Annotated in this window: 23 protein-coding genes and 1 pseudogene; 15 read left to right on the top strand and 9 right to left on the bottom strand. The window is 73.8% G+C overall.

Annotated features, from left to right (window positions below):
• Nucleotides 1-199: 199 nt before the first annotated feature.
• The gene (gene serC, locus AC6CKD_RS24275; RefSeq protein ID WP_498329853.1) at nt 200-1,318 is read right to left on the bottom strand and encodes a phosphoserine transaminase; all 1,119 of its coding nucleotides are present in this window, start codon (nt 1,316-1,318) and stop codon (nt 200-202) included.
• 55 nt (nt 1,319-1,373) lie between these two features.
• On the opposite strand from serC, the gene AC6CKD_RS24270 reads away from it, so the two are divergent.
• Together AC6CKD_RS24270 and AC6CKD_RS24265 are read left to right on the top strand one after the other, a co-directional pair.
• Nucleotides 1,374-4,391: an FAD-binding and (Fe-S)-binding domain-containing protein gene (locus AC6CKD_RS24270; RefSeq protein WP_498329852.1), complete on the top strand. Its 3,018-nt coding sequence runs from the start codon at nt 1,374-1,376 to the stop codon at nt 4,389-4,391.
• 47 nt (nt 4,392-4,438) lie between these two features.
• Entirely contained in the window at nt 4,439-5,479 is a 1,041-nt protein-coding gene (locus tag AC6CKD_RS24265; RefSeq protein WP_498329850.1) for an EamA family transporter, read from the top strand.
• On the opposite strand, the gene AC6CKD_RS24260 is transcribed toward AC6CKD_RS24265, so the two are convergent.
• From AC6CKD_RS24260 to AC6CKD_RS24250, 3 genes are all read right to left on the bottom strand, one after another.
• A complete protein-coding gene (locus tag AC6CKD_RS24260; RefSeq protein ID WP_498329848.1) occupies nt 5,379-5,753 on the bottom strand; it encodes a zinc ribbon domain-containing protein in 375 nt (124 codons plus the stop codon). The two genes, AC6CKD_RS24265 and AC6CKD_RS24260, sit on opposite strands and share 101 nt — an antisense overlap.
• A 210-nt stretch (nt 5,754-5,963) precedes the next feature.
• Nucleotides 5,964-6,161: a hypothetical protein gene (locus tag AC6CKD_RS24255; protein ID WP_498329847.1), complete on the bottom strand. Its 198-nt coding sequence runs from the start codon at nt 6,159-6,161 to the stop codon at nt 5,964-5,966.
• Between the two features lie 67 nt (nt 6,162-6,228).
• Nucleotides 6,229-7,359: a helix-turn-helix transcriptional regulator gene (locus AC6CKD_RS24250; RefSeq protein WP_498329845.1), complete on the bottom strand. Its 1,131-nt coding sequence runs from the start codon at nt 7,357-7,359 to the stop codon at nt 6,229-6,231.
• A 98-nt stretch (nt 7,360-7,457) separates the two neighbouring features.
• Between AC6CKD_RS24250 and AC6CKD_RS24245 the strand changes: the two genes are divergently transcribed.
• Nucleotides 7,458-7,931 (top strand): hypothetical protein, encoded by a 474-nt coding sequence (locus tag AC6CKD_RS24245; RefSeq protein ID WP_498329844.1) that lies wholly within the window; start codon nt 7,458-7,460, stop codon nt 7,929-7,931.
• A gap of 47 nt (nt 7,932-7,978) precedes the next feature.
• On the opposite strand, the gene AC6CKD_RS24240 is transcribed toward AC6CKD_RS24245, so the two are convergent.
• Nucleotides 7,979-8,743 (bottom strand): HAD family hydrolase, encoded by a 765-nt coding sequence (locus AC6CKD_RS24240; protein WP_498329843.1) that lies wholly within the window; start codon nt 8,741-8,743, stop codon nt 7,979-7,981.
• Between the two features lie 476 nt (nt 8,744-9,219).
• Here AC6CKD_RS24240 and AC6CKD_RS24235 point away from each other — a divergent pair, with 476 nt between their 5' ends.
• The 8 genes and pseudogenes from AC6CKD_RS24235 to AC6CKD_RS24200 all read left to right on the top strand — a co-directional run bounded on the left by AC6CKD_RS24235 (nt 9,220) and on the right by AC6CKD_RS24200 (nt 18,771).
• Nucleotides 9,220-10,035 (top strand): TIGR03084 family metal-binding protein, encoded by an 816-nt coding sequence (locus AC6CKD_RS24235; protein ID WP_498329842.1) that lies wholly within the window; start codon nt 9,220-9,222, stop codon nt 10,033-10,035.
• Nucleotides 10,036-10,103: 68 nt separating this feature from the next.
• A pseudogene (locus AC6CKD_RS24230) lies at nt 10,104-11,414 on the top strand (acyclic terpene utilization AtuA family protein); the annotation flags it as partial.
• Nucleotides 11,415-11,600: 186 nt separating this feature from the next.
• Nucleotides 11,601-12,344: an AtuA-related protein gene (locus AC6CKD_RS24225; RefSeq protein WP_498330111.1), complete on the top strand. Its 744-nt coding sequence runs from the start codon at nt 11,601-11,603 to the stop codon at nt 12,342-12,344.
• Nucleotides 12,341-13,939 (top strand): acyl-CoA carboxylase subunit beta, encoded by a 1,599-nt coding sequence (locus tag AC6CKD_RS24220; protein ID WP_498329840.1) that lies wholly within the window; start codon nt 12,341-12,343, stop codon nt 13,937-13,939. The genes AC6CKD_RS24225 and AC6CKD_RS24220 overlap by 4 nt, the downstream gene beginning before the upstream one ends.
• A gap of 8 nt (nt 13,940-13,947) precedes the next feature.
• Nucleotides 13,948-15,930: an acetyl/propionyl/methylcrotonyl-CoA carboxylase subunit alpha gene (locus tag AC6CKD_RS24215; protein ID WP_498329839.1), complete on the top strand. Its 1,983-nt coding sequence runs from the start codon at nt 13,948-13,950 to the stop codon at nt 15,928-15,930.
• Entirely contained in the window at nt 15,927-17,117 is a 1,191-nt protein-coding gene (locus tag AC6CKD_RS24210) for an acyl-CoA dehydrogenase family protein (RefSeq protein ID WP_498329837.1), read from the top strand. Before AC6CKD_RS24215 ends, AC6CKD_RS24210 begins: the two co-directional genes overlap by 4 nt.
• 299 nt (nt 17,118-17,416) lie before the next feature.
• Nucleotides 17,417-18,163, top strand: coding sequence for an enoyl-CoA hydratase family protein (locus AC6CKD_RS24205; protein ID WP_498329835.1), 747 nt, complete (start codon nt 17,417-17,419; stop codon nt 18,161-18,163).
• Nucleotides 18,151-18,771, top strand: a complete 621-nt coding sequence (locus AC6CKD_RS24200) for a TetR/AcrR family transcriptional regulator (protein ID WP_498329833.1) — start codon at nt 18,151-18,153, stop codon at nt 18,769-18,771. The genes AC6CKD_RS24205 and AC6CKD_RS24200 overlap by 13 nt, the downstream gene beginning before the upstream one ends.
• 128 nt (nt 18,772-18,899) lie before the next feature.
• On the opposite strand, the gene AC6CKD_RS24195 is transcribed toward AC6CKD_RS24200, so the two are convergent.
• Nucleotides 18,900-20,006, bottom strand: a complete 1,107-nt coding sequence (locus AC6CKD_RS24195; protein WP_498329831.1) for a citrate synthase 2 — start codon at nt 20,004-20,006, stop codon at nt 18,900-18,902.
• A gap of 237 nt (nt 20,007-20,243) precedes the next feature.
• Here AC6CKD_RS24195 and pdxH point away from each other — a divergent pair, with 237 nt between their 5' ends.
• The gene (pdxH, locus tag AC6CKD_RS24190) at nt 20,244-20,867 is read left to right on the top strand and encodes a pyridoxamine 5'-phosphate oxidase (protein WP_498330109.1); all 624 of its coding nucleotides are present in this window, start codon (nt 20,244-20,246) and stop codon (nt 20,865-20,867) included.
• Nucleotides 20,868-21,201: 334 nt separating this feature from the next.
• Here the strand turns inward: pdxH and AC6CKD_RS24185 are convergent, their stop codons facing one another.
• The gene (locus AC6CKD_RS24185) at nt 21,202-21,624 is read right to left on the bottom strand and encodes a hypothetical protein (protein ID WP_498329829.1); all 423 of its coding nucleotides are present in this window, start codon (nt 21,622-21,624) and stop codon (nt 21,202-21,204) included.
• Nucleotides 21,621-21,899, bottom strand: a complete 279-nt coding sequence (locus tag AC6CKD_RS24180; protein WP_498329828.1) for a ribbon-helix-helix domain-containing protein — start codon at nt 21,897-21,899, stop codon at nt 21,621-21,623. The genes AC6CKD_RS24185 and AC6CKD_RS24180 overlap by 4 nt, the downstream gene beginning before the upstream one ends.
• Nucleotides 21,900-22,061: 162 nt before the next feature.
• Here AC6CKD_RS24180 and AC6CKD_RS24175 point away from each other — a divergent pair, with 162 nt between their 5' ends.
• Entirely contained in the window at nt 22,062-23,378 is a 1,317-nt protein-coding gene (locus AC6CKD_RS24175) for a PAS domain-containing protein (RefSeq protein WP_498329827.1), read from the top strand.
• A 33-nt stretch (nt 23,379-23,411) separates the two neighbouring features.
• Here AC6CKD_RS24175 and AC6CKD_RS24170 read toward each other — a convergent pair whose 3' ends face one another.
• The gene (locus AC6CKD_RS24170; protein ID WP_498329826.1) at nt 23,412-24,167 is read right to left on the bottom strand and encodes an SIS domain-containing protein; all 756 of its coding nucleotides are present in this window, start codon (nt 24,165-24,167) and stop codon (nt 23,412-23,414) included.
• A 270-nt stretch (nt 24,168-24,437) separates the two neighbouring features.
• Between AC6CKD_RS24170 and AC6CKD_RS24165 the strand changes: the two genes are divergently transcribed.
• Both AC6CKD_RS24165 and AC6CKD_RS24160 read left to right on the top strand, forming a co-directional pair.
• Nucleotides 24,438-25,130, top strand: coding sequence for an iron-dependent transcriptional repressor DtxR (locus AC6CKD_RS24165; protein WP_385374803.1), 693 nt, complete (start codon nt 24,438-24,440; stop codon nt 25,128-25,130).
• A gap of 383 nt (nt 25,131-25,513) precedes the next feature.
• Nucleotides 25,514-26,407 carry an alpha/beta fold hydrolase gene (locus AC6CKD_RS24160; RefSeq protein WP_498329824.1) on the top strand — a complete coding sequence of 298 codons (894 nt, stop codon included), beginning with the start codon at nt 25,514-25,516 and terminating at the stop codon, nt 26,405-26,407.
• The last annotated feature ends 140 nt before the right edge of the window (nt 26,408-26,547 follow it).

Raw genomic sequence — 26,547 nt, 5'->3', positions numbered from 1 at the left:
CGTTTGCGGACTCTTTGCTGCGATTTTTGGGACCAAGGTCCCGGGATTCCGGGCCGGCCGGCGGACTTCCTCCTTCAGGGATCCTTCAGGGCTGCCTCAGCCCCCCTTCAGGCGGCCGCGGGCCAAGACGAAGCCCCCGGTGACGAGGCGTCACCAGGGGCTTCGGAGCGTGTCGGACGGTCGGGGACCGCGTCGGTCGTTACAGGGCTTCGATGACGTAGTCGACGCAGGCGGTGAGCGCCTGCACGTCCGCCGGGTCGATCGCCGGGAACATCGCGATGCGGAGCTGGTTGCGGCCGAGCTTGCGGTAGGGCTCGGTGTCCACGATGCCGTTGGCGCGCAGCACCTTGGCGACCGCGGCCGCGTCGATGTCGTCCGAGAAGTCGATCGTGCCGATGACGGCCGAGCGCTTGGCGGGGTCCGCGACGAACGGGCTGGCGTACTTCGAGGCCTCGGCCCAGCCGTACAGGTGGGCCGCGCTGGCCGACGTACGGCCGGTCGTGAACTCCAGCCCGCCCTGGCTGTTCATCCACTCCAGCTGCTGGTCCAGCAGGAAGAGGGTGGAGAGCGCCGGGGTGTTGTACGTCTGGTTCTTCAGCGAGTTGTCGATCGCCGTCGGCAGCGAGAAGAACTCCGGGACGTGCCGGCCGGAGGCGTGCACGCGGGCCGCGCGCTCCAGGGCCGCCGGGGAGAACGCCGCCAGCCACAGGCCGCCGTCGGAGGCGAAGGACTTCTGCGGGGCGAAGTAGTAGACGTCGGTCTCGGTGATGTCCACCGGCAGGCCGCCGGCGCCGGAGGTCGCGTCCACCAGGACGAGGGAACCCTCGTCGGCGCCCGCGACGCGCTTGATCGGCGCCGCGACACCCGTCGAGGTCTCGTTGTGGGTGTACGCGTACACGTCCACGCCCGCCTCGGCCACCGGGTCCGGGTGGGTGCCCGGGTCGGAGGAGATCACCGACGGCGCGTCCAGCCACGGCGCGAGCTTCGCGGCGCTGGCGAACTTGGAGGAGAACTCACCGAAGGTGAGGTGCTGCGACTTCCGCTCGATGAGACCGGCGGTCGCGATGTCCCAGAAGGCGGTGGAGCCGCCGTTGCCCAGGATCACCTCGTAGCCCTCGGGGAGGGAGAAGAGGTCCCGGAGGCCCTGGCGAACCGAGCCGACCAGGTTCTTGACGGGAGCCTGGCGGTGGGAGGTTCCGAGCAGGGAGGTACCGGTGGCGGCGAGGGCGTCCAGCGCCTCGGTCCGCACCTTGGAGGGGCCCGCGCCGAAGCGTCCGTCGGCGGGCTTGATGTCAGCGGGAATCTGGATCTCGGCCACGAGCCGAGCGTATCCGGTCCGGGTCCACGCCTTGGAACCGCGTCCACCCGATGAGATGACGCGAGCCGGTGGGAGACGGGCGCGCGCCGGTGGGAGGCTGTCCGCCGTGACGTCACCCGGTGAACTCGAACGGACCTTGCGGAAGCACCTGCGCGGGGAGGTCGACTTCGGCGCCGCCGCGCGGGCCCTGGCGACGATGGACGCCTCGAACTACCGCCGTGTCCCCGTCGGCGTGGTCGCCCCGCGCGACGCGCAGGACGTGGCCGCCGCGCTCGCCGTGTGCGCCGGGGCCGGGGTCCCGGTCGTCCCGCGCGGCGGCGGCACCTCCATCGCGGGCCAGGCGACGGGCGTCGGCGTGGTGCTGGACCTCACCCGGCACCTGAACGCCCTCGTCTCCCTGGACCCGGCCGCCCGCACCGCCGTGGTCCAGCCCGGCCTGGTCCTCGACCGGCTGCGGGACGCGGCCCGCCCGCACGGGCTGACCTTCGGGCCGGACCCCTCCACGCACTCCCGCTGCACGCTCGGCGGGATGATCGGCAACAACGCCTGCGGGGCCCACTCGGTGGCCTGGGGGACCACCGCCGACAACGTGGCCGAGCTGGCCGTGACGGCGTACGGGGGCTCCTCCCACCGGCTCGGCACCGGCTGGCAGGGCGCGCCGGACGGGCTGCGGGAGCTGGTGTCGGGGAACCTGGCGGCCCTGCGCACCGGCATGGCGGGCGGCCCGGCCGACGGCTTCTCGCGGCGGATCTCCGGATACGGGGGCCTGGACGCGCTGCTCCCCGAGCGGGGCACGGAGGTGGCCCGGGCGTTCTGCGGGAGCGAGGGCACGCTCGGGGTGGTGACCGAGGCGGTGGTACGGCTCGTGGAGCTGCCGGCCGCCCCGGCGCTGGCCGTCCTCGGGTACGCCGACGAGAGCGCGGCGGCCCAGGCCGCGGCGGGCCTGCTGCCGTACGGCCCGCTGACCGTGGAGGGGATGGCGGCCGACCTGGTCGGCGGGGCGGCCGCCGGGCTCCCGAGGGGCGGGGCGTGGCTGTTCGCGGAGATGCGCGACGAGGGCGCGGCCCGCGCGCTGCTGCGGGCCTCCGACGCGGTGGACGGCCTGCTCGTCACCGACCCGGCGGCGCAGCGGGCCCTGTGGCGGATCCGCGAGGACGCCGCCGGCACGGCGACCCGGATGCCCGACGGGGCCATGGCCTGGCCGGGGTGGGAGGACTGCGCGGTACCGCCCGCCCGGCTCGGCGCGTACCTGCGGGATTTCCGGGCCCTGCTGGCGGAGCACGGGCTGCGCGGATCCCCGTACGGCCACTTCGGCGAGGGCTGCGTCCACGTGCGGATCGACTTCGACCTGGTGACCGCGCCGGGCGTGGCCCGCTTCCGGGCCTTCTCCGCGGAACTCGCCGACCTGGTGGTCGCGCACGGGGGCTCGCTCTCCGGGGAGCACGGGGACGGGCAGGCGCGGGCGGAGCTGCTGCCGCGGATGTACGGGCCTTCGGTGATCGGGCTCTTCGAGTCCTACAAGCGGGTCTGGGACCCGGCGGGCGGCATGAACCCCGGGATCCTGGTCCGCCCGGCCCGCCTCGACGAGAACCTCCGCTTCGCGGTGCTCCCGGCGTCACCGATGGCGGGGGAGGTGGCGCGGTGCGTCGGCGTCGCGAAATGCCGGTCGACGGACGTCGGGGGGCCGGGGGTGATGTGCCCGTCGTACCGGGCCACGGGGGAGGAGCGCCACTCCACGCGAGGGCGGGCCCGGCTGCTGCACGAGATGCTGGCCGGGGAGATCGTGAGCGACGGCTGGCGGTCGGCGGAGGTCGCCGAGGCGCTGGACCTGTGCCTCGGCTGCAAGGGCTGCCGCAGCGACTGCCCGGTGGGGGTCGACATGGCCGCCTACAAGGCGGAGTTCCTCCACCGCCACTGGGCGGGCCGGCTGCGCCCGCTCTCCCACTACGTCCTGGGCGGCCTGCCGGGCTGGCTCCGCCTGATCGCCACCCTGCGGCTGGCCCGTCCCGTGAACCTCCTGTCCCGCTTCCTCCGCCTCCCGGGGCTGGAGCGCTCCCGCGCGCTACCCCGGCTGGCCCGGACCCCGTTCACCCGCGGGTGGCGCGCGGCGGTCCGCTCCGCGGGGCCTGGTCCGACCCCCTGGGGCTCCGCAGATCCAGCCTCGCCGGCGTTTGAGGCGCGGGGGTCCGGGGGCCGGCCCCCGGGAACGGCGCCGCACCCGGCAAGGGGTCCGGGCGCAGCCCGGGGAACGGAGGAAGGGCGGGTCGGGGACGGCCGCCCGCAGGGCCCGCCCGCGCCGGGGATCGCGCCGGGGATCGCGTCGGGACCCGGGCCCGGGACCGCTCCCGTCGTGACGGTGTGGCCGGACACGTTCACGGAGCACCTCGCGCCCGAGGCCGGCCACGCCGCCGTCCGGGTCCTGCGGGCCGCAGGCCTGGAGCCCGTGGTGCAGACGGGCCGCGTCTGCTGCGGGCTGACGTACATCTCCACGGGCCGCCTCGACCGCGCCCGCAGGGTCCTGCGCCGCACCCTGGACGCCGTGGGCGACCCGCAGGGTCCCGTCACCGTCCTCGAACCGAGCTGCGCGGCAGCGCTCCGCACCGATCTGCCCGCCCTCCTCCCGGAGGACCCCCGCGCGGCCCGTCTCGCAGCGGCCGTCCGAACCTTCGCCGAGACCCTGGAGGAGTACGCCCCGCACTGGCAGCCGCCCCGCCTCGACCGGCCGGTCGCCGGCCAGACCCACTGCCACCAGCACGCCGTCCTCGGCGACGCCCCCGACCGCCGGCTGCGTGAGCGCGCCGGGCTGACCGGGGAGCTCAGCGGCGGCTGCTGCGGACTCGCGGGCAACTTCGGCTTCGAGCCGGGCCACCACGCGGTCTCCGTGGCCTGCGCCGACGAGCAGCTCCTGCCGTCGCTGCGGGCGGCCGCGCCGGGTACGGAGGTACTGGCGGACGGGTTCTCCTGCCGGACCCAGATCGCGCAGCTCGCCGGAGGCCGGGCCCGCCACCTGGCGGAGGTGCTCGCGGAGGGATTGCCGGAGCCGGGGGGCTTGCCGGATGGAGAGCGGATGTAAGGCAGAACACGGACACACGGTGCTTACTGACCCCCTAACCTGGATAAATGCCCGCACCTTCCTCCCCCACGAGCACCGCCACGCCCACCGAGCCCCCCCAAGCGACGGCAGCGACCCCCGCCACCGCTTCCGCCGCGGCATCCGCCACCGCCTCCGCCACCGCCACCGCCTCCGCGGACGGCTCCTTCCGGGACCGCTTCGGCCCCGTCGCCCTGGTGGTCACGGCGGGCGTGTCGGTGCAGTTCGGCGCCGCCCTCGCGGTGATGCTCATGCCGCGGGCGGGCGCGGCCGGAGTGGTCACGCTGCGCCTCGCCGCGGCCGCGCTGGTGCTGCTGCTCGTCTGCAGGCCCAAGGTGCGCGGCTACTCCCGCGCCGACTGGTCGACCGTGGTGTGGTTCGGTGTCGCCATGGCCGGCATGAACGGGTTCATCTACCAAGCCATCGACCGCATCCCCCTCGGCCCCGCGGTCACCTTGGAGGTACTGGGCCCGCTGGTGCTCTCCGTCGTGGTCTCCCGCCGCCTGCTGAACCTGCTGTGGGCCGGGCTGGCGCTGGCCGGAGTCGTCCTCCTGTCCACCCACGGCGGAGGCGGCCTCGGCGGCCTCGACCCGCTGGGCGTGGCCTTCGCCCTCGCGGCGGGCGGCATGTGGGCGGCGTACATCGTGTTCAGCGCGCGGACCGGCCGCCGGTTCCCGCAGGCCGACGGGCTGGCGCTGGCGATGGCCGTGGCCGCCGTACTGTCCCTGCCGCTCGGCGTGATCGAGGCCGGCTCGGCCCTGCTGCGCCCCAGCACCCTGCTCCTGGGCCTCGGCGTGGCGGTGCTGTCCTCGGTCCTGCCCTACACGCTGGAACTGCTCGCCCTGCGCAGGCTCCCGGCGCCGACCTTCGCGATCCTGATGAGCCTGGAGCCCGCGATCGCCGCGACGGCGGGGTTCCTGATCCTGAACCAGGCGCTGTCGGCGCTCGACGCGGCGGCGATCGCGCTGGTCATCGTGGCGAGCATGGGCGCGGTCCGCTCGCAGACCCGGCCGCGGCCGGCGGCCGGTGCGCAGACCGTCGTGGAGGGGTCCAGCGCGGGCAGGAACTGATCATGAACGCGAGGCCCATCCGGTACAGGTGCAAGACGTTCCGGGCCGCGTTCCAGTCGGCGTTGCCGGGCGTGGTCAAGCCGCACGCTGAGCAGCGCAGGCTGGTGCCGGGGGCGGAGACTTCGTGCAGGGTGCCGCCGCGTCGGGCGGTCTTGTACATCAGCATGGTGAATGTCCGGCTCCATGCCTCCCCGCTGATGGAGCGGTTCAGCCCGGATTTCTGGGCGACGTTCCTTCCCGGCTGGTCGATGGTTCCCTTGGCGGACTTGACCATGTGCGTGATGGTGAGTGCTTCGACCACGACTCCACGCGATAGCGACCGTCGACACTCGTCTCGCTCCAGCCCCCCGTGCCCGGTACCGCGTACCTCGTAACTCGTGCCCGTCGTGGTCGGCGCTGACGCTATACCGACTCCCGTTGTTCCAGGGATGTTTGAGGGCAGCTGCGGGGTGGGAGGGCGCGAGTTCAGGCCACGCCGGTCCGGTCAGCTCCAGATGATGTCGGCGGCCGGCCGGGGCGTCACGTCGGCGTGCTGGACGTTCGCCTCGACGCGGGTCGTCCCGGAGCCGGAGCCCGCGGAGTCCCCGTCCGGAAAGTCCTGGCCCCAGCCGCTGGCCATGGCCACGCCCAGCGCGAGGGCGCTCAGGGCGGCAGTGGCGAAGTACATCCGAGGAGTCGTCATGGGGGGAGCATCCCAGCCGCCCGCACCGGAGGGAAGGCCTCACCCGAACCGGTCCGCGGTCCCGTTCTCACCCCGGCCCGTCCGGGCCCGCGCCCGCTTCCCCCGCCGCCCCGTAGCGCGCCGCCGTCGCGGCGGCTGCCGCTCCGATGCGCCGGCGCAGGGCCGGCGGGGCGAGCACCTCCGCCTCCGCGCCGAGCTGCAGGAACTGCGCCTCCGCGTGGTCCTGCGACTCGATCGGGAGGACCACCCGTGTCCACCCGGGCAGCCCCGGGTCCGGGGTACCCGTGGCGGCCAGGGCCCTGGCCTGGGCGCCGGTCAGCCGGGCGGCCGCGCGCGCGGAAACCCGTACCTCCGCCTCCTCCGGGTACAGCCGCTCGTGGAACTCCGCCTGGGTGCGCCGCCAGTGGGAGGCGAGGTCGAAGCCGTCGGGGAGCGCGCATTCCTCGGCGGTCTCCCGCAGCGCCAGGATCTGGTCCACGCGGTAGGTGCGCGGGGGCGCGGCCGTGATCGCGGCCGTGGCCCCGGTGACCGCCCCGCCGTCGGTGTCCGCGGCGCTCGCGGTACCCGCCGTGCCCGCCGTACCCGCCGTGCCCGTCGGGCTGGTCGGTGCCGCCGTGCCCGGCGTGCCCGCCGTCCCCGCGACCAGGTACCAGCGCCCCGCCTTCAGGACCAGCCCGTACGGGGCCAGTCGCCGGTCCACCTCGTGGGGTTCCTTCCAGCGCCGGTACCGGACCTCGACGACCCGTCCCCGCCAGACCGCGTCGGCGACCCGCCCCAGGTGCGGGGTCTCCTCGTGCTCCGCGTACCAGCCGGGCGCGTCCAGGTGGAACCGCAGCCGCATCCGGTCGGCCTGCGCACGCAGTTCCGCGGGCAGGGCGGCGCGCAGCTTCAGCTGCGCGGTGGACAGGGCCCGGCCGAGGCCGAGTTCGGCGGCCGGTCCCGGCATCGAGGTGAGGAAGAGTGCCTCCGCCTCGCCCGGGGCCAGCCCGGTGAGGCGGGTGCGGTAGCCGTCGAGGAGCTGGTAGCCGCCGCTGTGCCCGGCGTCGCCGTACAGCGGGACACCGGCGGCGGCCAACGCCTCCGCGTCGCGGTAGACCGTACGGACCGACACCTCCAGCTCCTCGGCGAGCTCGGCGGCGGTCATCCGGCCCCGGGTCTGGAGCAGGAGCAGGATCGAGAGCAGGCGGCTGGACTTCACTGGGACTCCACTGACACAGGATGTCAGTGGAGTGCTCCTACGGTTCCCCCATCAGCGCAGAGAGCGGCAGCAGAGAACAGTTGTTGGGGAGACCGCACATGAACGACTTCGACTTCCTCGTCGGCACCTGGGACGTGTCCAACCGGTGGCTCGGCGACTTCCTGGACGCGGACAGCGGCTGGCAGGCGTTTCCGGCGGTGTCCCGCGCAGGGCGCCACTTCGACGGCGCCGCGAGCTTCGACGAGATCGAGTTCCCGACGAAGGGCTTCGCCGGCCTGACCCTGCGGCTCTACGAGCCCGAGCGCGACCTCTGGACCCTCAACTGGGCGAGCCGCCGGACCGGAACGCTCTTCCCGCCCGTCACCGGACGGTTCGACGCGGCGACGGGGACGGGCGTCTTCGAGGGCGAGGACACCTACGAGGGCACGGCGGTACGGGTGCGCTTCGTGTGGTCGCGGACGGGGACGGGCTCCCCGCGCTGGGAACAGTTCTTCTCGGCCGACGGCGCCAGGAGCTGGGTTCACAACTGGACGATGGACTTCAGCCGTCGGGTGGCCGGCGCTGCCGCTTGATCCCGGGAAGCCTTGCCCGTGGCGGGCGCCCTGCCCCTACGCCTCCGCTACTCCTCCGCTTGGCCTCGGAGGAGCCCGAGTGACGCGAGCGCCGAGCCGAGCGCGCTCGGCCGCTGCTCGACCGGCAGGTGTTCGACCAGCCGGACCGGGCACCCGAGCGCCGCGGCCCCCGCGTCCGCGACGGCGTCGTCGCCGACCATGAGCACGTCCGCGGGCGCCGCCCCGAGGGCCTCGCAGGCGACTTGGAAGAGGCGGGGATCGGGCTTCTGGAGCCCGTGCTCGAAGGAGAGCACGTACGCGTCGACGAACCGGTCGACCCCGTGGGCGCGGAAGACGGGGCGCAGGTCCCAGCCGATGTTGCTGACGACGGCGACGGGGACGCCCCGTTCGCGCAGGGCGGCGAGGGTGGCCGCGGTATCGGGGTAAGGCCGCCAGGCCGCGGGGATCCGGTGCCGTTCGTAGAGGGCGTCGGCCAGCTCCGCGGAGGGCAGCGGCACCTCGCGGGCGAGGGCGGTGTAGACGGCCCGGTGCTGCTCGGGACTCAGGTCCCGCTCACGCCACAGCGGCTCCAGCCGAGCCGGCAGCCGGCGCGGCGAGGCGCCGCCCGGCAGGGCGCCCGCCTCTTCCAGCAGGGCGGCACAGGCGTTGAGTTCGGCCTCGGGCAGGTCGAGCCCGGCGTCCGCGACGACCGCGCGCAGCCAGTCCTCGGTGGGCTCGACGCGGAAGAGCGTGCCGGAGAAGTCGAACATCACGGCCTTGACGGAACCCGTGAGCACGTCCTCGCCCCGATCCCTGTCCCTGCGCTCGGCCATGAGAGCGATCCTCGCCGCGGACACACACCCCGCGCAAGCCCGACCCGGGCACCGGCGGGGGCAGCGGTCGGCGGCGGCGATATCCGCTCCGGAGTCCACGCCCCGCACCCGGTCCGGAGTCCACGCCCGTACCCGGGCTGGCGCCCGTACCCGGGCTGGCGCCCGTACCCGGGCCAGCGCCAGCGCCCGTACCGGCCTCGCACCCGCAGCCGTACCCGGCCTTAGCCCGTACCCGTACCCGGCCCTGCCCTGGGTTGGTGCCGGTTCCGGTGCCGTACTCGTACCTGGACCAGTGCTCAGGGCCGTGCCCGCACCCGCCCCGTACCCGGCCCCGGAGGACCATCGGCCCCTGCCGGGCGTCCCAAGTCCGCGCCCCGTCAGCCCCGTTCGCCGTCCAGAAAATAAATGCAAGCACGCTTGATTGTTTTCGCGGCGGCTGCCACGCTTCCCCTCACGCCGAGAAGGGGAGCGCACCCGTGCCCGATCCGTCCGCTGTCGAGAACGTCTTCGCCGTCTTCGCCGATCTCCGTGAGGAGGGCCGGGAACTCGACGCCTTGGTCGGGGAGTTGCCGGCCCCCGACTGGGCCAGGCCCACGCCCGCGCCCGGCTGGAGCCTCGCCCACCAGATCGCCCACCTGCACTGGACCGACCGGGCCGCCCTGATCGCCCTCACCGACGCCACCGCCTTCGGGGGGCTGGTCGAGGAGGCCCTGAAGGCCCCCGACTCCTTCGTGGACGAGGGCGCCGCGGAGGGCGCCGCACTGGCCCCCGCCGAGCTGCTCGCCCGCTGGCGAACAGGCCGCGCCGCCCTCGACGAGGCGCTCGCCGCGGCCTCGCCCGACGCCAAGTTCCCCTGGTACGGGCCGCCGATGAAGGCCGCCTCGATGGCGAGCGCCCGCCTGATGGAGACCTGGGCGCACGGCCAGGACGTCGCCGACGCGCTCGGGGCGCGCCGCGCACCGACGGCCCGGCTGCGGCACGTGGCGCGGATCGGGGTCCGGGCCCGCGACTACGCGTACGCGGTACGGGGTCTGCCGGCGCCGGCGGGGGAGTTCCGGGTGGAGCTGACGGCTCCGGGAGCCGGCGCCGAGGTGTGGACGTACGGCCCCGAGGACGCCCCGCAGCGGGTCACCGGCCCGGCGCTCGACTTCTGCCTGCTGGTGACCCAGCGCGCCCACCGCGCCGACCTGGCCCTGACGGCGTCCGGCCCCGACGCCGACCGCTGGCTCGACATCGCCCAGGCCTTCGCCGGCCCGGCGGGCCCGGGGCGCGCACCGGCGGACCCCCGGTGACCCGGCGCCCCCTGCTGATCGGCAACGCGTCGGGCTTCTACGGAGACCGTTTCGAGGCCGTGCGCGAGATGCTGACGGACGGCCCCCTGGACGTACTGACCGGGGACTACCTGGCCGAGCTGACCATGCTGATCCTCGGCCGCGACCGGCTGAAGAACCCGGAACTCGGCTACGCCAAGACCTTCCTGCGCCAGTTGGAGGAGTGCCTCGGCCTCGCCCACGAGCGGGGCGTACGGATCGTCGCGAACGCGGGCGGCCTGAATCCGGCGGGACTCGCCGGAGCGGTACGCGCGCTGGCCGCGAAGCTGTCCCTGCCCGTCTCGGTCGCGCACGTCGAGGGCGACGACCTGATGCCGTACCCGCTGCCGTACGGGCAGGAGGCGCTCACCGCGAACGCCTACCTCGGCGGCGCCGGCATCACGGCCTGCCTGCGGTCGGGCGCGGACGTGGTGGTGACCGGCCGGGTCACGGACGCGGCGCTGGTGAGCGGGCCCGCGGCGTGGTGGTTCGACTGGGCGCCGGACGACCACGACCGGCTGGCCGGGGCGGTGGTGGCGGGTCACGTACTGGAATGCGGCACCCAGGCCACGGGCGGCAACTACGCCTTCTTCACCCGGCACGACGTGTCCCGCCCGGGGTTCCCGCTCGCGGAGATCGCCGAGGACGGCTCGTCGGTGATCACGAAGCACCCGGGCACGGGCGGCGTCGTGTCCGTCGGTACGGTCACGGCTCAACTCCTCTACGAAACCCAGGGGGTCCGCTACCTGGGCCCCGACGTGACGGCCCGCCTGGACACGGTCCGGCTGGCGCGGGCCGGACGGGACCGGGTCGCGATCTCGGGCACCCGCGGGGAAGCCCCGCCCGCCACCCTCAAGGTGGGCGTGACCCGCATCGGCGGCTGGCGCAACGAGGTCGTCTTCGTCCTGACGGGCCTGGACATCGACGCGAAGGCGGCGCTGGTACGGAAGCAGCTGTCCGCACTGCTCGCGCCGGTGGAGTCGGTCTCCTGGACGCTGTCCCGTACGGACCACGAGGACGCGTCGACCGAGGAGACCGCGAGCGCGCTGCTCCGCCTGATGGTCCGCGACCCGTCCCCCGACCGGGTGGGCCGCGCCCTGACCTCGGCCGCCATCGAACTGGCCCTGGCCAGCTACCCGGGTTTCCACGTCACGGCCCCCCCGTCCCCGGCCCAGCCGTACGGGGTCTTCGACTCGACGACGCTCCCCGCGACCGATGCCGCGCACACGGTCGTCCTACCGGACGGCACCCGGCGACCGGTCGGGAGGGACCGCGGGTCTGGGCGGAGCCCGGGGAACGTCCCCTCCCCGCCCTTCCCCCGTTCCCCGCGCTCCGCCCAGACCCGCGCCTCGAACGCCGGCGAGGCTGAACGACCGCCTCAGGCGAATCCAGCGCCCCCGGCGTTCGAGGCGCCGGGATCCGCGAGCGGAGCCCCCGAAGGGCCCGGGACGCAGCCCCCGGTTGCGGGAAGGGGCGGGGTCGGGGAAACCCCCGCAGGACCGACACCCTCCGCTCCAGGAGCGCCGACGGCGCCGGCCGGCCGGGGGATGCCGGACAGTCCGGTGGTGCCGGACGGCCCGGGGATGCCGGGCACGCCGGTGGTGCCGGACGGCTCCGGGATACCGGACGCCCCGGTGGCGCTGGGGGGCCGGGGGATGCCGGGCACGCCGGTGGCGCTGGGGGGCCGGGGGATGCCGGGCACGCCGGGGGCGCTGGGGGGCCGGGGGATGCCGGGCACGCCGGGGATGCCGGACGGCCCGGGGATACCGGACGCGCCGGGGATGCCGGACGGCCCGCTGATGCCGGGCGCCGCGGGGAAGCCGGGGGAGCCGGGCGCCCCGGGGGCTCCGGGCGAGCCCTCCACCCGCCGGGTGCCGCTCGGCACCATCGTCGGGGCCCGCAGTGGCGACAAGGGCGGGGACGCCAACGTCGGGGTGTGGGCCGAGAGCGACCCCGCCTGGGAGTGGCTCCACCGCACCCTCACCGTCGATGCCTTCAAGCAACTGCTTCCCGAGACCGCCCCCCTGGAAGTGACCCGCCACGCACTCCCCAACCTCCGCTCCCTCAACTTCACCGTCACCCGGATCCTCGGCGACGGCGTAGCCTCCGGCCACCGCTTCGACCCCCAGGCCAAGGCCCTGGGCGAATGGCTCCGCTCCCGCCACGCGGACATCCCGGTGGTCCTCCTCGCAGCCGAAGCAGACGACGAAGCCGACGAAGCCGGCGCCTCCCACCCCGGAGGGGACCCGCTCCCCGAGACCGCCACCCCGACCCCGGAGGGGACCCCGTGACCCGCCTCAAGAGTGCCGTCGACCCGCTCGCCCCCGAGCACGCGCAGGCCCGTACCGCCGCCCTGGAACGCCTCGCCGAGCTCGATGCCGCGCACGCCCCCGCCCTCGCCGGCGGCGGCGAGAAGTACACCGCCCGCCACAAGACCCGCGGCAAGCTCCTCGCCCGCGAGCGGGTGGAGCTGCTCCTCGACCCGGACACCCCGTTCCTGGAGCTGTCCCCGCTCGCCGCCTGGGGCAGCGACTACCCGGTCGGCGCCTCCATGGTCACCGGCATCGGCACCGTCGAGGGCGTCGAATGCCTGGTCACCGCCAACGACCCCACCGTCCGCGGCGGCGCCTCCAACCCCTGGACGCTCAAGAAGGCACTCCGCGCGAACGAGATCGCCCGCCAGAACAGACTCCCCTGCATCAGCCTCGTCGAGTCCGGCGGCGCGGATCTCCCCTCCCAGAAGGAGATCTTCATCCCGGGCGGCGCCGTCTTCCGCGACCTCACCCGGCTCTCGGCCGACGGCGTGCCCACCATCGCCGTCGTGTTCGGCAACTCCACCGCCGGAGGCGCGTACATCCCCGGCATGTCCGACCACACCATCATGATCAAGGACCGCTCCAAGGTGTTCCTGGGCGGCCCGCCGCTCGTCAAGATGGCCACGGGCGAGGAGAGCGACGACGAGTCCCTCGGCGGAGCCGACATGCACGCCCGGACCTCCGGCCTCGCCGACTACTACGCCCTCGACGAGCACGACGCCATCCGCCAGGCCCGCCGCGTCGTCGCCCGCCTCAACCACCGCAAGGCCCACCCCGATCCGGCACGCGCCGAAGAACCCCTCCACGACCCCGAAGAGCTCCTCGGGATCGTCCCCGCCGACCTCAAAACCCCCTTCGACCCCCGCGAGGTCATCGCCCGCATCGTCGACGCCTCCGACTTCGACGAGTTCAAGCCGCTCTACGGCACCAGCCTGGTCACCGGCTGGGCGAGCCTGCACGGCTACCCGGTCGGCATCCTCGCCAACGCCCAAGGGGTGCTGTTCAGCGCGGAATCGCAGAAGGCGGCCCAGTTCATCCAGCTCGCCAACCAGCGCGACATCCCGCTCCTCTTCCTGCACAACACCACCGGCTACATGGTCGGCAAGGAGTACGAGCAGGGCGGCATCATCAAGCACGGCTCGATGATGATCAACGCGGTCTCGAACTCGAAGGTCCCCCACCTCTCCGTCCTCATCGGCGCCAGCTACGGCGCAGGCCACTACGGCATGTGCGGCCGCGCCTATGAGCCCCGCTTCCTCTTCGCCTGGCCCAGCGCCAAGTCCGCCGTCATGGGCCCCGCCCAGCTCGCCGGAGTGCTCTCCATCGTCTCGCGCCAGTCGGCCGCCGCGAAGGGACAGCCCTACGACGAAGAGGCCGACGCCGGCATGCGCGCCTTCGTGGAGGCGCAGATCGAGTCCGAGTCCCTGCCGATGTTCCTGTCCGGACGGCTGTACGACGACGGGGTCATCGACCCGCGCGACACCCGCACCGTCCTCGGCCTGTGCCTGTCGGCCGTCCACAACGCCCCCGTCGAGGGCGCCCGTGGCGGCTTCGGCATCTTCCGGATGTGAGCCCGCACATGACCCTGAACGCTCTGAACCCGAACCCGAACCCGAACCCGAACCCCCTCACCTCGCCCCTCACCTCCCTCCTCGTCGCCAACCGAGGCGAGATCGCCGTCCGCGTCTTCCGCACCGCCCGCGCCCTGGGCCTGGCCACCGTCGCCGTCCACTCCGACCCCGACGCCGACGCCCTGCACGTCCGCGCGGCCGACGCGGCCGTACGGCTGCCCGGCGCGGCCCCCGCCGACACCTACCTGCGCGGCGACCTGGTCATCGGGGCCGCCCTCGCCGCGGGCGCCGACGCCGTCCACCCCGGCTACGGGTTCCTCTCCGAGAACGCCGACTTCGCCCGCGCCGTCCGCGCCGCCGGACTCACCTGGGTGGGCCCCCCGCCCGACGCCATGGAGGCCATGGCGTCCAAGACCCGGGCCAAGGAGCTGATGCGTGCGGCCGGGGTGCCGCTGCTCGACCCCGTCGACCCGCACGCGGCCACCACCGCCGACCTCCCGCTGCTCCTCAAGGCCGCGTCGGGCGGTGGCGGTCGCGGGATGCGGGTGGTCCGGGACCTCGACTCCCTCAAGGAATCCCTCGAAGCCGCCTCCGCCGAGGCCCTGTCCGCCTTCGGCGACGGAGAGGTCTTCGCCGAGCCCTACGTGGAGCGCGGCCGCCACGTCGAGGTGCAGATCCTCGCCGACTCCCACGGAGCCGTCTGGGCGCTCGGCACCCGCGACTGCTCCCTCCAGCGGCGCCACCAGAAGGTCATCGAGGAAGCCCCCGCGCCCGGCCTGCCCGAGGCCCTGCGCGCCACCCTCCACGAGGCCGCCGTGGCCGCCGCCCGCGCGGTCTCGTACGAGGGCGCGGGCACGGTCGAGTTCCTGGTCACCGCCGACGGCCGCCCGTACTTCCTGGAGATGAACACCCGCCTCCAGGTGGAACACCCCGTCACCGAAGCGGTCTTCGGAGTCGACCTCGTCGCCCTGCAACTGCGGATCGCCGAGGGCGCCGCCCTGCCGCCGCACCCTCCCACGCCCGCCGGCCACTCCGTCGAGGCCCGCCTCTACGCCGAGGACCCGGCCCAGGACTGGCGTCCGCAGACCGGAACCCTGCACACGCTCGCCGTCCCCGGCGCAGTCCGCGTGGACACCGGTTTCGCCGACGGGGACACCGTCTCCATCCACTACGACGCCATGCTCGCCAAGGTCGTCGCCCACGCCCCGACCCGCGACGAGGCGGTCCGCGCCCTGGCCCACGCCCTGGCCGGAGCCCGGATCCACGGGCTGACCACCAACCGCGAACTCCTCGTACGCTCCCTGCGGCACCCGGAGTTCGCGGCCGGCCGGCTCGACACCGGGTTCTACGAACGCCACCTGCCCGCCCTCACCGAGGCCGCCCCGGACGACCCGGCCCCCGTGCTCAGTGCGCTCGCCGCCGCCCTCGCGGAGGCCGCCCCCGACCAGGCCGCCTCACTCGCCGTCCGCCTCGGCGGCTGGCGCAACCTCCGCTCCCAGCCGCAGAGCCGCCGCTACACGGCCGCCGGGACCGAGTACGAAGTCCGCTACCACCCCGCACGCACTGGCCTGCCGGAGCTTCTGGACCACCCCGGTGTGCGGGTCCTCTCGGCTTCCCCCCACGCGGTGGCCCTCGAAGTGGACGGCGTCCGGCGGCTGTTCCACGTGAAACAAAAATCGAACACGGCGTACGTGGACTCCGTGCTCGGCTCCCACGCCCTGACCCCGGTCCCCCGGTTCGCGGACCCACGGGACCGCACCGAACCGGGCTCCCTGCTCGCCCCCATGCCCGGCACCGTCGTCCGCGTCGCCGAAGGCCTCGCCCCCGGCAGCCCGGTCATCGCCGGGCAGCCCCTGCTCTGGCTGGAGGCCATGAAGATGGAGCACCGCATCCTCGCGCCCGCCTCCGGCACGCTCACCGCGCTCCACGCCGCCACCGGCCAACAGGTCGAATTCGGCGCCCTGCTCGCCGTAGTCCAGGAGGAAGCATGAGCTCCACCCCCGGCACCACGACGCTCGGCACCACCACTCTCGAAACTGAAGAGCACCAGGCCCTGCGCGCGGCAGTCGCCGCCCTCGGCCGCAAGTACGGTCGCGAGTACCTCGCCCGCATCGCCCGCGAGGGCGGCCACCCCGACGAACTGTGGGCGGACGCCGCCAAGCTGGGCTACCTCGGGGTCAACCTCCCCGAGGAGTACGGCGGCGGGGGCGGCGGAATCGCCGAACTCTCCATAGTCCTCGAGGAACTCGGAGCCGCGGGCTGCCCGCTCCTCATGATGGTCGTCTCACCCGCCATCTGCGGAACGGTCATCGCCCGCTTCGGCACCGAGGAGCAGAAGCGGGCCTGGCTCCCCGGCCTCGCGGACGGCACCCGGACCATGGCCTTCGGCATCACCGAACCCGACGCCGGCTCCAACTCCCACCGCATCACCACCACCGCCCGCCGCGACGGCGACGAGTGGGTCCTCACCGGCCGCAAGGTCTTCATCTCCGGCGTGGACATCGCCGACGCCACCCTCATCGTGGGCCGCACGGAAGACGCCCGGACGGGCAGCCTCAAGCCCTGCCTGTTCATCGTCCCCCGCGATGCCCCCGGCTTCACCCACACGCCCATCGACATGGAACTCCAGGCGGCGGAAAAACAGTTCGAGCTGGTCCTCGAAGACGTGCGGCTCCCCGCCTCCGCCCTGGTCGGGGACGAGGACGCGGGCCTGCTCCAGCTCTTCGCGGGCCTCAACCCCGAGCGCGTCATGACCGCCGCCTTCGCCATCGGCATGGGCCGCTACGCCCTCGCCCGGGCCGTCGACTACGCGAAGACCCGGCAGGTCTGGAAGGCCCCCATCGGCGCCCACCAGGCCATCGCGCACCCCCTGGCGGCCGCCCACATCGAGCTGGAACTGGCCCGCCTGATGATGCAGAAGGCGGCCCACCTCTACGACGCCGGGGACGACATGGGCGCGGGCGAGGCCGCGAACATGGCGAAGTACGCCGCGGGGGAGGCCTGCGTCCGGGCGGTGGACCAGTCCGTCCACACCCTGGGCGGCAACGGCCTCACCCGCGAGTACGGCCTGGCCGCGCTGATCGTGGCCTCCCGGGTGGCCCGGATCGCCCCGGTCAGCCGCGAGATGATCCTGAACTTCATCTCCCACCAGACCCTGGGCCTCCCCAAGTCCTACTAGCTCCGTCCCGGTTTCTGCTGCACGGGGGAGGGGTCCCCCACCCGCCCTTCGCCCGATCCCCGGGGCCCCCTCCCCAGCCCGTCCGGCGCTTGAGGACCGGGCTCCGGGCGGCGCCCGGGGAACGGTGGAAGGGCGGGTAGGGGACTCGGCCCCGCGCAGGGGCAAGGGTCCCGGCGGGGACTTCGCCCCGCAGAGCAGGCCGGGTCGCCCGCACAGGCCCACCGGTGCCCGCCGCAGGCGACCCGCATACCCTCCCCGGAGGGGATCCCGACCGCCCGACCACCCCCTCCGGAGGAGACATGCCCCCACTGGTCCACGCCGCGCGAACGCCCGGCCTCACCACCCTCACCCTCGACTCCCCGGCCAACCGCAACGCCCTCTCCGCCCCCCTGGTCCAAGAACTCCGCACCGCCCTGGCCACCGCGGCCGCCGAAGGAGCGACCCGGGCGGTGGTCCTCACCCACACCGGCTCCACCTTCTGCGCAGGCGCCGACCTCAAGTCCCCCTGCGACCCCGCCGACTTCATGGCCCTGCTCCGGGAGATCGCCGAACTTCCCAAGCCCGTCGTCGCCCGCGTCACCGGCCACGTCCGCGCGGGCGGCCTCGGGCTGCTCGGCGTCTGCGACATCGCCGCCGCCGGGCAGGCGTCCACGTACGCCTTCACCGAGACGCACCTCGGCGTCGTCCCGGCCGTCATCTCCGCACCGCTGCTGCCGCGCCTGGACCCCCGCGCCGCCGCACGCTACTTCCTGACCGCCGAGGTCTTCGACGCCGCCGAAGCCACCCGCATCGGCCTGCTCACCCTCGACGGCGGGGACGCCGAGGATCTGGACAAGCTCCTGGCCCCCGTCCTGGACGGCCTCCTCAAGGCGGGCCCCGAGGCCCTGGCCGCGACGAAACGGCTGGTCACCGCCCCGGTACGGGCCGCCCTGGAACGGGACGGAGCCGCCCTCACCGAGCTGTCCGCCCGGCACTTCGCCTCCGCCGAGGCCCGCGAGGGCATCAGCGCCCGCTTCGAGCGCCGGGACCCGTCATGGCTACGGTGACCACGGAACCCGGCCCGACGGGCCCGACCGCCCCCAAGCAGGCCCGCAGCCGCGTGACCCGCCGCCACCTCCTGGAGGCGGCCGTCTCCTGCCTCGCCGAACAGGGCTGGGCCGGATCCACCGTCGCCGTCGTCGCCGAGCGCGCCGGCGTCTCGCGCGGGGCGGCCCAGCACCACTTCCGCACCCGCGAGGAGCTGTTCACGGCGGCCGTCGAGTACATGGCCGAGGTGCGCTCGACCGCACTGCTGGACCTGTTCCCGCACGGCGGTCCCGCCGCGGCCCGTGCCGACGTGGTCGGGGCGCTCATCGACCTGTACACCGGCCCGATGTTCCGCGCCGCCCTCCAACTCTGGGTCGCGGCCTCCCACGAGGAGCAGTTGCGACCCCGCGTGGCCGAGCTGGAGGCCCGCGTCGGCCGCGAGACCCACCGCATCGCCGTGGAGCTGCTCGGCGCGGACGAGTCCGTACCGGGCGTACGGGAGACCGTGCAGGGCCTGCTCGACATGGCCCGCGGCCTGGGGCTGGCCAACGTCCTCACCGACGACACCGCCCGCCGGGCGCGGGTGGTCGCCCAGTGGGCCCGGATCCTGGACTCGGAACTGGGCTGACCGCCCCGGGAACGCGACGGGCGCCGCGCCCCCGAGGGGATGCGGCGCCCGTCGCGAGCGGCGGCCCTGTGCGGGGGCAGCCGACGCGGTCAGCACGGACAGACGGCCTCAGACGGCCTCAGGCGGACTCAGGCGGTCTCCGCCATGTCCGCGTACCCCGCGATCTCGCGCGGGTTGCGCACACCCGGCCCGGTGTAGCGGGCCGAGGGGCGGACCAGGCGGCCCGTGCGCTTCTGCTCCAGGATGTGCGCCGACCAGCCGGCGGTACGGGCACACGTGAACATCGAGGTGAACATGTGCGCCGGCACCTCCGCGAAGTCGAGCATGATCGCGGCCCAGAACTCCACGTTCGTCGCCAGCACCCGGTCGGGACGGCGCGCGTGCAGCTCCTCCAGGGCGGCCTTCTCCAGCGCGGCGGCGACCTCGTAGCGCGGGGCGTCCAGCTCCTTGGCCGTACGCCGCAGCACCCGGGCGCGCGGGTCCTCGGCGCGGTAGACGCGGTGGCCGAAGCCCATCAGCCGCTCGCCCTTGTCCAGGGCCTTCTTCACGTACGCCACGGCGTCGCCGGTGCGCTCGATCTCCTCGATCATGCCGAGGACGCGCGAGGGCGCCCCGCCGTGCAGCGGACCGGACATGGCACCGACCGCGCCCGACAGCGCGGCCGCGACGTCCGCGCCGGTGGAGGCGATGACGCGCGCGGTGAACGTCGACGCGTTCATGCCGTGCTCGGCGGCCGAGGTCCAGTACGCGTCCACGGCCTTGACGTGGCGCGGGTCGGGCTCGCCCCGCCAGCGGATCATGAACCGCTCGACCACGGACTCGGCCTTGTCGATCTCGCTCTGCGGGACCATCGGCCGGCCCTGGCCGCGCGCGGACTGGGCGACGTACGACAGCGCCATGACAGCCGCCCGCGCCAGATCGTCCCGCGCGGTCCGCTCGTCGATGTCGAGCAGCGGTTTCAGCCCCCACACGGGGGCGAGCATGGCGAGCGCGGACTGCACGTCGACCCGGATGTCACCGGAGTGCACCGGGATCGGGAAGGGCTCGGCAGCGGGCAGGCCGGGGTTGAAGGCACCGTCGACCAGGAGGCCCCAGACGTTCCCGAAGGAGACGTGGCCCACGAGGTCTTCGATGTCGACGCCCCGGTATCGCAGCGACCCACCTTCCTTGTCGGGTTCGGCGATCTCCGTTTCGAACGCGACGACTCCCTCGAGACCGGGTACGAAGTCGGACATCAGGCGGCTCCTCAAATAGTGCGAACACGCGCGGCTCCCGGCGTGATTCGCGGTCCGGCGCGGTCATCCCCGTTGATGCCCGGCACGGCCGATGGTCATCCGTGCGGGACCGTCGGACCGGCCCCAAGATTTTGTACGTTCCGCTTGGTGCGGGGAAGCGTGACATACGGCACAGTCGCGGACGCGCCGCTGCGGCAGGATGGCGGCGTGACCGATCAGCACCCTGACCCTGCCGACATGCGCAAGCAGTACCGCTCCCAGCTCGTCGCCGAGGAGAGCCTCGCCGAGGAGCCGATGGGCCAGTTCGCGCGCTGGTTCCGCGACGCTGCGGAGGCGAACGTCTTCGAACCCAACGCGATGGTCGTCGCGACCGCAACCCCGGACGGCCGCCCCAGCTCGCGCACGGTGCTCCTGAAGCAGTTCGACGAGCGCGGATTCGTCTTCTTCACGAACTACGACTCCCGCAAGGGGGTCGAAATGGCCGCCAACCCCTTCGTCTCCCTGCTCTTCCCCTGGCACCCCATCGCCCGCCAGGTCATCGTCACCGGCACGGCCTCCCGCATCGGCCGCGACGCGACGGCGGCGTACTTCCGCTCCCGCCCCCACGGCTCCCAGCTGGGCGCCTGGGCCAGCGAACAGTCCACCGTGATCGCTTCCCGCGAGGAGCTGGACCGCCGCTACGCGGAACTGGAGGCCCGCTACCCCGAGGGCGAACAGGTCCCGGTCCCCCCGCAATGGGGCGGCATCCGCGTGGTTCCCGACGCGGTGGAATTCTGGCAGGGCCACGAGAACCGCCTCCACGACCGCCTGAAGTACGTCCTGGAGGCGGAGAAATGGCGCGTGGAACGCCTCTGCCCTTAGCCGCGCGGCCCGACCTCCGCTGGTCGGGAACGCAGACGACCCGCGGGCTCGGGTTTCCCCCCTGCAGTGGGGGAAGCCGGCCGGACGTACCGGCGAGCCCGCGGGTCGGGTGACTGCTTGGGATTGGCGCCGGCGACTCCGCCGGGCACCGCACTGGGTGCGTGCGACAACGGGCGCTTTAGCCCGCAGCCACCTCACGCGTCCGGTTTCCGTACATTTCGGCAACCACCTCCTTTCAGTGTGCCGCCACTGTAGGCACCGCCGCAGATCCCGCTCAACCGAATTTCGGGGGCGAATCCGCAGGCGCGTCCAGGGACCTCCCGGAGCCGCCGGGTCACACCTTCTTGACCACGATCGAGTCCGGGACCAGCCGCTCCAGATCGTCCCCGTCCGAGGTGTAGACGGTGACCTGGCCCTTCTGCTGGCGCGCGATGACGGCGAGCACCGCGTCGATCGCGTACTTGTGGCCGTGCAGCTCGGTGTCCGCCAGGAGGCGGCGGGCCTGACGTGCTTCGTCCTTCCCGACGTCGGCGACCTTGAGCCGGGAGAGGACCCAGTCCCATCGCTGTTCGGTGGTCCTCCCGTCATAGGACTCGACGAGCGTCATCGGAGAGGTCGCCACCTCGGCTCCTCCCCGTGCGGCGATGTCCAGCAAAGCGATCATCTTTCGGTCACCGCGCACGGCCAGGGACAGTGCTTCGCAGTCGAGCACGAAGACGCGCAGCGGCTGCTGCCCGCGCTCACCGGTCCGCTTCACGCGGCCTCTCCGGCCCGGTGCCCTGCCGTGGCGCGGCGGCGTTCGTGCTCGGCGTCGAGAGCCTCCAGATCCTCGAACGCGGCCGCGCGCTCGTCTTCGGTGACAGGGCCGTGCTCCTCCTGGAGCCAGTCGACCAGTTCCCGCAGCCTGTCCCGGTCGCGCTTGAACCGCAGCGCTTCGGCGACGTACGCCGACAGGCCCCGCTCCGCCGCTTCCGCACGGATCTCCTCAAGGAGCTCTTCGGGAATCGTCACCGTGATCTTCTTGGATGCCATACAAAAGACCATACTCCCCGTACCGCACCCCTCACCAGCTCGACGGCCGCGGCCCGAGGCCCGGACATACCGGGATGATTGCGGGAAGTGGGTGTGGGCTGCGTCACGTTCCAGTTGAATGACGTGACGTGCCGCACACGCGAACACCTGTAGGGGGCCCAGGTGACTGCATCCGGACGTGGTGAGACCGCCGACGATCTGCTCGCAGCGCTGCTGGACGGGATGGACGCGGCCTTGTGCGCGTTCGATGCCGATGGCGTGATCACCCATTGGAACCGTGAGGCCGAGCGGATCCTGGGGTGGTCGGCGGCCGAGGCCGTGGGGCGCAAGGGGTTCGCGGGGTGGGCCGTTCGGGCCGCCGACGCGCAGGACGTGCAGGACAGGCTCATGGCCGCCCAGGACGTGCCGGGGCGGCAGGTGCTCGAGTTCGCGCTGCTGACCAAGGGCGGCGGGCGCGTGCTGGTGCGGACCCAGTCCGCGGGGGTGCCGGGGGCCGACGGGAAGCCGGCCGGGGTGTACTGCGCCTTCAGCGAGGTGCACGCGCAGATCGACCTGGAGCGTTCCATCGCGTTGAGCGAGGCGCTGATGGAAGACGCCTCCTGGGGCGTCGTGCTCGTCGACGTGGACCTGCGCCCGGCCGTGGTCAACGCCCACGCCGCCCGGGCCTTCGGTTCCGGTCGCACCGCGCTGCTCGGGCGGCCCCTGGGGGAGCTGCTGGCGCAGGGGGTCGAGGAGCTGGAGGGGGCCCTGCAGCACGTACTGGCCGAGGGCGCGCCGCCGGCCCCCGCGGAGCTGTGGGTGTCCGTACGCGGCCCCGAGGGCGTGCGGCGGCGGTGCTGGCGGTGCGGGTTCCTGCGCCTGGCGTCGCCGCTCGCGGAGGAACCCGTACCGCTCGGGGTCGCCCTGCTGTTCCAGGACGTCACCGAGGCCCGCCAGGCGCAGTTGGACACGGCGCAGCTGCGGTTCAGGTCGCACCAGCTGTACCGGGCCGGGCGGGCCGCCGCCGAGTGCGAGGACCCGGCGGAGGCGGCGGCCGTGCGGCTGGAGTTCGCCCTGGCGGGCTTCGCCGAGCACGCACTGGTGGACGTACTGGATCCGCTGCGGGAACCCGTGCCCGCGCGGCTGCTGCGCTGGGCGGCGTCCCCGCCCGGCCTGCCGGGGCTGCCCGAGCCCGGGGTGATCCCGGTGCGTTACGGGGCCGGCCACCCGGCGCTGCAGGCGCTGGACCGGGCCGGGTCGGTGCGGGCCAGCGCGCCGCACGGGCAGGCCGACGGGGCGTGGGCGGGCGCCCGGCGCTGGCCCGAGGGGGCGGCGCACGCCCTGTGCACGGTGCTGCGCAGCCGGGGCCGGAGCCTGGGGACGCTGACGTTCCTGCGGGGACCGTCCAGGGCCGCCTTCGAGCTCGCGGACGCGGCGTACGCGGAGGAGGTGGCGGCCCGCGTCGCGGCGGACCTGGACCTGGACCTGTCGGGGCGGTGAGCGGCCCCGACGGCAAGATCCGAAAGAGACGGCCTAGTGGCGGAAGAAGATGCGGTCGCCGTACTCCTGCATGACGCGGCCGTTCCACTCGTGGCCGCCGTCCACGTTGCCCGAGCGCAGGAGCGGCGGTTGGACCCCGCGGGCGGCGAGCTCGCCGGCCGCGGCGGCCATGACCGCCTGCATGATCGCGCTGGTCACGACGGTGGAGGCGGGGGCGAAGGGGGCTTCGATGCCGTCGAGGGTGAGCTCGGCGTCGCCGACGGCGATCTTGCTGTCGAGGACGATGTCGCAGTGGTCCTTGAGGAACGTGCCGGAGACGTGGCGGGACTTGGTGTCGGTCGCGTAGGCCACCGAGGTGACGCCGATGACCTTGAGGCCGATCGCGCGGGCGTTCATGGCCATCTCCACGGGCAGCGCGTTGCGCCCGGAGAGGGAGATGATCACGAGGACGTCGCCGTCGCCGGCCGGGCTGGAGTCCAGGACCGCCCCGGCGAGGCCGTCGACGCGCTCCAGGGCGCTGCCGAGGGTGGCCGGCATGACGTCGATGCCGGTGGTGCCGGGGACGGCGAGGAAGTTCATCAGCGCGAGTCCGCCGGCCCGGTAGACCACGTCCTGCGCGGGGAGCGAGGAGTGCCCGGCGCCGAAGGCGAAGAGCTTGTTCCCGGCGGCCACGGCGTCCGCGATGACGGTCCCGGCCTCGTTGATGCGCGCGGACTCCTCGTCCCGTACCCGCTCCAGAAGGCCGATCGCGGCGTCGAAGAACTGACCGGCCAGCTTGCTCTCGCTCATACGCCGATGGCCTTCCGGGGGTGGGAGTTGGGTGAGGTTGTCGTCCGTGTCCGCCGCTCACCGTGCGGTCTGGACCAAGGGCGTGTCAATACGAACTTCCATCCAGGGGGCGAAAGGCCCGGTGGGCGGCGTAATGAGAGGCGGCCGGAGGGGCCCGAGGGGCGTTTCGGGGCAGTCCGGACCGGCCCTTGACGTCCTACACGGGACGGTTGTCGGCGCGATGGGTCAGAATTGGGGGCAGGGCCAGCGCACGCAATCCGAGGGGCACGAATGTCCGGACTGATCGATACCACGGAGATGTACCTCCGCACCATCCTCGAACTGGAAGAGGAAGGCGTGGTCCCCATGCGCGCCCGCATCGCCGAGCGGCTCGACCAGAGCGGCCCGACGGTGAGCCAGACGGTGGCGCGGATGGAGCGCGACGGCCTGGTGGCCGTCGCCAGCGACCGGCACCTGGAGCTGACCGACGAGGGGCGCAAGCTGGCGACGCGGGTGATGCGCAAGCACCGCCTCGCGGAGTGCTTGCTCGTCGACGTCATCGGCCTGGAGTGGGAGCAGGTGCACGCCGAGGCCTGCCGCTGGGAGCACGTGATGAGCGAGGCGGTGGAGCGGCGGGTGCTGGAACTGCTGCGCCACCCGACCGAGTCGCCGTACGGGAACCCGATCCCGGGGCTGGAGGAACTGGGCGAGAAGGCCGAGGCCGATCCGTTCCTGGAGGAGGGCATGGTCAGCCTGTCCGAGCTGGACCCGGGCGTGGAGGGCAAGACCGTGGTGATCCGCCGGATCGGGGAGCCGATCCAGACGGACGCGCAGCTGATGTACACGCTGCGCCGGGCGGGCGTGCAGCCCGGTTCGGTGGTCAGCGTGACCGAGTCGCCCGGCGGCGTGCTGGTCGGCAGTGGGGGCGAGGCCGCGGAGCTGGATGCGGACGTCGCCTCCCACGTGTTCGTGGCGAAGCGCTGACGGCCTGACGGCCTGGGGGTTCGGGGGCCGGGGGTTCGGGGGATCGACGGGCTGACGCACGGGCGTACGAACAGGTCGCCAGTGCGAGCGAATCCGGCTGGTGTCGGCCCTTGTGGACCGGTGCGGATCTGTATGGATGGTCCCGGCGCCTTTACGACGCCGGGACCGGTCCTCCCCTGCTTGACCTGGAGCCCCGAGCTCTCAAGGTCATCCCTTCGGACCGTCTTCCCCGAGCGGCCCGCCTCCCTGTTGAAAGGATCTCCATCGGCAGCAGCGGTCAATCCTTGAGCAAGGTCACTCGAAAGAGCGGTGTTGTTGGTGAGAACCCGGTTTTCGAATGCGGGTTCGATACTGTGGCCGGGAGCGAAGGGGGTGCATCTGCGGTGGTACGACGCCTCGATGTGACGGGGGCCGACGGCGTACGCCTGGCTGCCTGGGAGTTCGGCGAAGCGGCCGCCGAGCCGTCGCCGTCGCAGCCGCCCCTGGGCGAGCCCGCGGCCCTCTTACTGCACGGCCTGATGGGCCGCGCCTTCCACTGGTCGGGCACCGCCCGCTGGCTCGGCGCGGGCCGCCGCGTCGTGGCCCTCGACCAGCGCGGCCACGGCCAGAGCGAGCGCCCGCCGACCAGCGGCCCGAACAGCTCCGTCGCCTACGGGCGCGAGGCCTTCGTGGCCGACGCCGAAGCGGCCGTCGAGCAGCTCGGCCTCGCGCCGGTGACGCTGATCGGCCACTCCATGGGCGCCCTCACCGCCTGGCAGCTGGCGGCCCGCCGCCCCGATCTCGTAGCGGCCCTGGTCATCTGCGACATGCGGGCTTCCGCGCTGGGGGAGGCCTCGCAGCAGGAGTGGGAGGAATGGTTCCGGCACTGGCCGCTGCCGTTCCCCACCCAGGACGCCGCGCGGCGGTGGTTCGGCGAGGACGACCCGCGGGTGGAGCGCCCGGACCCCGGCCGGGGCGAGTTCTTCGCGGAGGTGATGCACGAGGCCGACGACGGCTGGCGCCCGCTGTTCTCGCGCCGCCAGATGCTGACCGCGCGGGAGACGTGGGTGCACGACGCGCACTGGGAGGAGCTCGCCCAGGTGCGCTGTCCGACACTGGTCGTCCGCGGCCTGGACGGCGAGCTGGGCCGTGCGGAGGCCCAGGAGATGGTCCGTGTCCTGCCGGCCGGGCAGTACGCGGAGATCCCGGACGCCGGCCACTACCTCCACTACGACCACCCGACCGCTTGGCGGGCGGCGGTCGAGCCGTTCCTGGAGGGCATCAAGGCGCCGGCGTGAGGGGTCGGGCCGGGCAAGGAGGGCCCCACTGGGGCGTCCTGGGGCCTCCTGGGGCCTGGCGGGCCGGTGAGGGTGGCCACGGGCCCGGGTGGCGCCGGGGATCCTCCCGGGCCGGGGGCCCCGCCCGTGGGGCCCTGTGC

The organism is Streptomyces sp. GQ60 (assembly GCF_059758875.1).
This window is presented reverse-complemented; position numbering and strand designations above follow the sequence as displayed.

Coding starts and splice junctions, on each gene's coding strand:
- AC6CKD_RS24270 (WP_498329852.1), top strand. CDS start 1,374: ATGACGCGAGCCGGTGGGAGACGGGCGCGCGCCGGTGGGAGGCTGTCC.
- AC6CKD_RS24265 (WP_498329850.1), top strand. CDS start 4,439: ATGCCCGCACCTTCCTCCCCCACGAGCACCGCCACGCCCACCGAGCCC.
- AC6CKD_RS24260 (WP_498329848.1), bottom strand. CDS start 5,753: ATGGTCAAGTCCGCCAAGGGAACCATCGACCAGCCGGGAAGGAACGTC.
- AC6CKD_RS24255 (WP_498329847.1), bottom strand. CDS start 6,161: ATGACGACTCCTCGGATGTACTTCGCCACTGCCGCCCTGAGCGCCCTC.
- AC6CKD_RS24245 (WP_498329844.1), top strand. CDS start 7,458: ATGAACGACTTCGACTTCCTCGTCGGCACCTGGGACGTGTCCAACCGG.
- AC6CKD_RS24240 (WP_498329843.1), bottom strand. CDS start 8,743: ATGGCCGAGCGCAGGGACAGGGATCGGGGCGAGGACGTGCTCACGGGT.
- AC6CKD_RS24225 (WP_498330111.1), top strand. CDS start 11,601: ATGCCGGACAGTCCGGTGGTGCCGGACGGCCCGGGGATGCCGGGCACG.
- AC6CKD_RS24215 (WP_498329839.1), top strand. CDS start 13,948: ATGACCCTGAACGCTCTGAACCCGAACCCGAACCCGAACCCGAACCCC.
- AC6CKD_RS24210 (WP_498329837.1), top strand. CDS start 15,927: ATGAGCTCCACCCCCGGCACCACGACGCTCGGCACCACCACTCTCGAA.
- AC6CKD_RS24205 (WP_498329835.1), top strand. CDS start 17,417: ATGCCCCCACTGGTCCACGCCGCGCGAACGCCCGGCCTCACCACCCTC.
- AC6CKD_RS24200 (WP_498329833.1), top strand. CDS start 18,151: ATGGCTACGGTGACCACGGAACCCGGCCCGACGGGCCCGACCGCCCCC.
- AC6CKD_RS24195 (WP_498329831.1), bottom strand. CDS start 20,006: ATGTCCGACTTCGTACCCGGTCTCGAGGGAGTCGTCGCGTTCGAAACG.
- pdxH (WP_498330109.1), top strand. CDS start 20,244: ATGCGCAAGCAGTACCGCTCCCAGCTCGTCGCCGAGGAGAGCCTCGCC.
- AC6CKD_RS24180 (WP_498329828.1), bottom strand. CDS start 21,899: ATGGCATCCAAGAAGATCACGGTGACGATTCCCGAAGAGCTCCTTGAG.
- AC6CKD_RS24170 (WP_498329826.1), bottom strand. CDS start 24,167: ATGAGCGAGAGCAAGCTGGCCGGTCAGTTCTTCGACGCCGCGATCGGC.
- AC6CKD_RS24165 (WP_385374803.1), top strand. CDS start 24,438: ATGTCCGGACTGATCGATACCACGGAGATGTACCTCCGCACCATCCTC.